The sequence below is a fragment of the Luteibacter sp. P4_D7_3 genome (genome assembly GCF_056401735.1).
Genome location: NZ_JBFUIT010000309.1, coordinates 1 through 4,575 on the forward strand (window position 1 = coordinate 1; position 4,575 = coordinate 4,575).

Below are 4,575 nucleotides of genomic sequence, written 5' to 3' on the forward strand. Positions count from 1 at the left end.
GTTGCTCGCCGATCCGACGTCGACGTACTTCATGGTGATCTTCGGGACCGGTCGTTACCTGAGTACGGCCGATACCGCGGACACCACGATCCAGGCGCTCTATGGCGTACGCGACCCGGGCACGAACGTGGCCTCTCCGATCACCCTGGCCGGAGGCAACCTGACCAAACAGACCATGGCACTGGATGCGGCGACCGGCGCCATCGGCGTCACCAGTAACGTCGTGCCGGCGACGAGTTCCGGCTGGTACATGCGCCTGGATACGGTAGCCGGGGAACGCGTCGTCGTGACGCCGGCTCTGGACTCGAGCAACAACACCGTTACCTTCAGCACCCTGATTCCGACCGCCAACGATCCCTGCACGACATCGAGTTCCGGTTCGATCATCGCTCTCGACGGTACGACGGGCGGCGCGGCCTTCGGGGTCTCCATCGGTTCGACGGTCAGCTTCGGCAGTGGCTACTCGCTTGCCGGCGCTCACGTACTGGGCGCCGCCAGTTCCGGTTCGCTCTACACCTCGGCCAGTCTCAGCGGCGGCACCTCGTATCTGCCGGGCCAGGTACCTGCGCTGGGTGGTAGTGGCACGCCGGTCGGCGAAAGCATTCCTACTGCGCGCCGCCGCTCGTGGCGCATCCTGAATGGCGAGAACTGACATGCTTGCGATTAAGCGCCCCCGTGGCGGCTTCACCCTGCTCGAACTGATGATCGTCCTCGTCGTGATGGGCATCCTCGCGGCCATTGCGATCACGTCGTACAGCCGCTACGGATTCCGCGCACGACGATCGGACGGACAGAAGTTGCTGATGGCGATCGCCAACGCCGAGGAGCGCTACTTCGCCCTGCACAATGCCTATGCGGATCTCGCCACCATCGGCTACTCGACCACCATCACGGCGACGTCGGAGAACAGCTATTACACCGCGTCGGTGACGCCCGCCACGGTCAATGCTGTGGCGGCTCAGGGTTACACCGCTACCGCGACGCCCGTCGGTTCCCAGGCGCGCGATACCTGCGGCGCACTCACCGTGACCGATACGGGCCTGAAGGGCCCCGCGGGCACGACCGCGAACGGCGTTTGCTGGTGACGGTCGGCCGCTCAGGAAGGCGTGCCGCGCGAGGCCTCAGCCTCGTCGAGCTCATGGTTGCGATCATCGTGGCCGCCATCCTCACGGCGATCGCGTTGCCGTCGTTTCGCACGACGCTGCAAAAACACCGGCTGCGCGTTGCCGCCGACAACCTCCAGGCGGCCGTTCAGTACGCCCGCACGGAAGGCGTCCTGCGCGCGACCTATGTGTCGCTCTGTGCGAGTGCCGATGGCGCGACCTGTTCGGGTGCCGCCACGTACGAAACGGGTTGGCTGGTCTACGTCCACCCGGTGGCGACGACCAAGGCGAGCGATGTCTACACGGCCACTGCCTCGGCGGGGATGCAGATTCTCCGCACGTCGCCGGCATTGAATGGCGTGTCCGCCCGTGCGGTGGATGGGGCGGTCGTCACGTTCGGCCAGCAGGGACAACTGGAGGCTGTCGCGTCGCGCACGAATGCCTCCCAGCCCATGGCCTTCGTCCTCTGTGCGCTCAACGCCAGCGCGAGCAGCCTCGGTACGAACACGACCCGGCTCCCGGGATCGCGCATCGGTGTGAGTCCCTATGGCGGCATCGCGTTCACCAAGCTGGCCAGTACGGACATCTGCACACCCTGAGAGGCGGCCTGCCAAGCGGATCGCGCCCCTTGAGATCGGTTGGCTGTACATTTGTACAATGTCCTCTCCGATCCCCACTATCCGCCCACACAAGGGCCGCGGCGCCGCCTCCAATCCCGAAGGCCGGTTCGAGAAGACTCGATCCGTGGCCGAAGACGACGGGTGGTACCGGGAGGACGAGACCACCCGGCCGCCGACGGAGACCAGGGAAGAGCTGGCGCGCTCGGTCATCAGCCGGAACGACTCCCCCGATGTCGGGTTCGACCAGGCCCTGAATCCTTACAGGGGCTGCGAGCACGGTTGTATCTACTGCTACGCGCGTCCGTCCCACGGATATCTCAACCTCTCGGCCGGCCTCGACTTCGAGACCAAGCTGTTCGCCAAGACCAACCTCGAGGAAGTGCTGCGCGGTGAGCTGGCCAAGCGCAGCTATGTCTGCAAGCCGATCAACATCGGTAGCAACACGGATCCCTACCAGCCGATCGAGAAGAAGTGGCGGCTGACACGCGCCGCGCTCGCGTTGCTCAACGAGTGCAACCACCCGTGCACCATCGTCACGAAGAACGCGCTCATCGAGCGCGACCTCGACATCCTCGTGCCGATGGCCGAGCGCAATCTCGTGCATGTATTCGTGTCGATCAACTCGCTGGACAACAAGCTGGCGTCGAAGCTCGAGCCGCGGGCCAGTGCCCCGCATCGGCGGATGAAGGCGGTGGAGACGTTGAGCAACGCGGGCGTGCCAGTGGGTGTTTTGGTTGCGCCGATTATTCCGGCGCTAAACGAGAAAGATGTAGAGGCGATCATCGAGCAAGCAGGTGTCGCTGGCGCGCGATCGATTGGGTACACCTGCGTGCGTCTGCCGCATGAGCTCAAGCAGCTGTTTCGCGAGTGGCTTGAAGTGCATTACCCGGATCGCGCCTCGCACATCATCAGTCTGATTCAGCAGATGAACGGCGGGAAGGACTACGACTCGAACTTTGCGACGCGCATGCGTGGGCAGGGGGTGTTTGCGGACATTATTCGCAAGCGGGTGCAGGTGGCGACGCGGAAGGCGGGGTTGGATCGTGCTTGGGATACGGTGTTGGACACCTCGCGGTTCGTGCCGCCGCGAGTCTTTTCGCCCCAAGGTGAGCTGTTCTGAACGGAGGGCGAGTATGTAGTGCTTCGTCGCCAGTGAGAAATACCTCGGAACGGAAGCAAGATGGGGCGCACGAACGGTCGCTCCAATCGGTGATGTATCGAGGGTCTCCCGAGCCCCCGCCTGTGGTCAGGTTCAACTAAGGTTGCTTAGGTTGAGTGCGCAGGGAGAGCATCAGTGGGTGTATCGTCGGCATTCCACTTTCATCTGTCGTGCACGACAATGCCCACTCCCCATGATTGGCACCCTCTAGCGTTCTCGAACAAGCGGGCTGAGAAAGGATCGACTTTTGGCCGACTTACCCGCGCCACGGCGCTTTGCATCGTGTTAGCACTACTGCCAGCACTCACCATGGCCGGACAAGCAGCCACTACGACATCACCACCTCCCGCACGGCTCGTTGCCGTATGCGCAGGTTGTCACGGCAATCGCGGCGAAGGCTCCGAAGCAGTGAGATCACCGCGACTGGCCGGTATGAATCCTGACTATCTTGCGCACGCGTTGTCCATGTTCAAAGACGGAACGCGCGCTAGCGTCGTCATGCAACCGGTAGCGCAAAGTCTTTCGGACGACGAGATGCACGCGATCGCAGCATATTTTTCAGCTGAGGATCCACCGCTTGCGCAGTCCCTGCACGCTCCTTCGGCGGAAACGATTTCGGCCGGAAAGCTGCTTGCCGAAAGCGGTGGCAAGAACGGCGTTGCTTCTTGTTTCAGCTGCCACGGCCCTTCCGGGCAAGGCAATGGCGCGCGCTTCCCTGCTATTGCCGGCCAGCCAATGGCATTCTCGATCGCACGGATTCACGAATTCCAGGCAAGGGCCAGAGCGACGCCGCCAAAGCCGGGATCTATGACCGAGGTCGCATCCAGAATGGACGATGCACAGATCGAAGCGGCCGCAGCTTACTTTTCCGTGACTAAGCCTTGACCCTATTTAATACAGCCGCGTGAACTCGTATGTAGCGTAGGCCGGGGGGTTCCGCCACGTGAAACGCTACCTGGGGCGGGCTGCAGCATCGGCTGGAACTTTCCGTAAGTTGCCGAACGCCAGACCCATTCCAGCGGGCCGAATTGGAAACAGCGCAGCCACAAGGAACTCAGGGTGATATTGACGGCCCATACGGCGAAAACCACGTACATCAACTGGCAATACTGTAGGGTGCCAAACAATTTCCACGGCCCCCAGATGAAAAAAAACTGGCAAAGCACGCTGGCCAGCAGGTAGTTGGTCAAAGCCATCTTGCCCACAGCCGCGAGGAGCCGCTGAATCCGCTTCAAGGCGCCCAGTTTGATCAGGATCATGACGACGGCGGTAATCGCCACCATGCCTGTCAAGCGCTGCAGATCATAGGGTAGGGTCAGCCACTCGTCGTTATTGAGAAAGAAGAAACACCCATGCGCATACGTGCGGTACACGCCGACAATGACCAGCGGCACGGAAATACTGAATCCTATTACTGCCGTCCATACGTATGTCGCTGTCGATAGCTCGGCAGTGAGGAATCCCAGTTGGAACAAGGCAATGCCCAATAGGGCGGGGGCGAGGATGTCGGGCATCAGGAAGATGTGGAACGAGACACTCGTTCCGATGTAACGGTCAAGGCGTTGGTCGACGCCTTCCCAATAGCCTTGTTCGCGTTTCTTCTCGACCTCTTTGTTGATTTCCTCGCGCGTTTGAAGGCGATGGGTGTCGATGACTCCCTGCCACGCCTTCTGCACGGAGCGCTCCGCAGCAC

Annotated in this window: 6 protein-coding genes; 5 read left to right on the forward strand and 1 reads right to left on the reverse strand. The window is 61.9% G+C overall.

Going from position 1 to position 4,575, the window contains the following annotated elements; genetic code table 11:
* The 5 genes from AC1DSN_RS18670 to AC1DSN_RS18690 form a co-directional block, all read left to right on the forward strand.
* A partial coding sequence (locus tag AC1DSN_RS18670; protein WP_477332159.1) for a PilC/PilY family type IV pilus protein occupies positions 1 to 652 on the forward strand: 652 nt, incomplete at its 5' end.
* A gap of 1 nt (position 653) precedes the next feature.
* On the forward strand, positions 654 to 1,085 hold the full coding sequence (locus tag AC1DSN_RS18675; RefSeq protein WP_477296284.1) for a type IV pilin protein: 432 nt from the start codon (positions 654 to 656) through the stop codon (positions 1,083 to 1,085).
* On the forward strand, positions 1,082 to 1,702 hold the full coding sequence (locus AC1DSN_RS18680; RefSeq protein ID WP_269448001.1) for a GspH/FimT family pseudopilin: 621 nt from the start codon (positions 1,082 to 1,084) through the stop codon (positions 1,700 to 1,702). The genes AC1DSN_RS18675 and AC1DSN_RS18680 overlap by 4 nt, the downstream gene beginning before the upstream one ends.
* A 58-nt stretch (positions 1,703 to 1,760) precedes the next feature.
* Entirely contained in the window at positions 1,761 to 2,843 is a 1,083-nt protein-coding gene (locus AC1DSN_RS18685; RefSeq protein WP_477296286.1) for a PA0069 family radical SAM protein, read from the forward strand.
* Between the two features lie 348 nt (positions 2,844 to 3,191).
* The gene (locus tag AC1DSN_RS18690; protein ID WP_477332163.1) at positions 3,192 to 3,767 is read left to right on the forward strand and encodes a c-type cytochrome; all 576 of its coding nucleotides are present in this window, start codon (positions 3,192 to 3,194) and stop codon (positions 3,765 to 3,767) included.
* Positions 3,768 to 3,769: 2 nt separating this feature from the next.
* On the opposite strand, the gene AC1DSN_RS18695 is transcribed toward AC1DSN_RS18690, so the two are convergent.
* Positions 3,770 to 4,575: DUF418 domain-containing protein (locus AC1DSN_RS18695; protein ID WP_477332161.1), on the reverse strand; the 806-nt coding region annotated here is incomplete at its 5' end.

Coding starts and splice junctions, on each gene's coding strand:
- AC1DSN_RS18675 (WP_477296284.1), top strand. CDS start 654: ATGCTTGCGATTAAGCGCCCCCGTGGCGGCTTCACCCTGCTCGAACTG.
- AC1DSN_RS18685 (WP_477296286.1), top strand. CDS start 1,761: ATGTCCTCTCCGATCCCCACTATCCGCCCACACAAGGGCCGCGGCGCC.
- AC1DSN_RS18690 (WP_477332163.1), top strand. CDS start 3,192: ATGGCCGGACAAGCAGCCACTACGACATCACCACCTCCCGCACGGCTC.